The organism is Emticicia sp. MM (assembly GCF_001649495.1).
The window spans coordinates 1-629 of sequence record NZ_LXHX01000031.1; the positions used below are offsets into that span (position 1 = coordinate 1).

At 38.5% G+C, this 629-nt stretch carries 1 protein-coding gene; it reads right to left on the bottom strand.

What is annotated here, in order from left to right:
• On the bottom strand, positions 1–629 hold a 629-nt coding region (locus tag A6M55_RS04880; RefSeq protein WP_064196759.1), incomplete at both ends, for a MotA/TolQ/ExbB proton channel family protein.

The window sequence follows — 629 nt, forward strand, 5'->3', positions numbered from 1 at the left end:
ATTTCGTCAATTTTGTAAGTTAAATCATCAATTTTAGATGTAAAGAAGTTATACATGATGATTGAGATTGCAGAAGTACCGATACCTAAAGCTGTATTAATCAAGGCCTCAGAGATACCAGTTGCAAGAGCTGCTGCATCTGGGGCTCCACCACCCGCACCAAGAGCTGAGAACGCACGAATCATACCAAGTACAGTTCCTAATAAGGCAATCAAAGTTGATACAGTTGCCAAAGTAGAAAGAATTGTAAGGTTTTTCTCAAGCATTGGAAGCTCCAATGAAGTTGCTTCTTCTACTTCTTTTTGAAGAGCTGCTAATTTTTGTTCTTTGTCTAAAGAACCATCAGTTGTCAACAAGCTGTATTTGCCTAATGCAGTTTTTACTACATTACCTACTGAACCTTTTTGCTTGTCACACTCTTTGATTGCATCAGCAACATTGTTTGAATCTAATAACGAACGAACTTTACGAACGAAAGCATCGATATTACCTGTACCTGAAGCTTTGTTGATTGTGAAGAAACGCTCAATTGAGAATACTAATACGCAAAGAAAACATGTCATCAAGATAGGCACGACAACACCACCACTGTGGATAAGGCCAAAGAAGTCACCTGGTTTTGGTTTGTG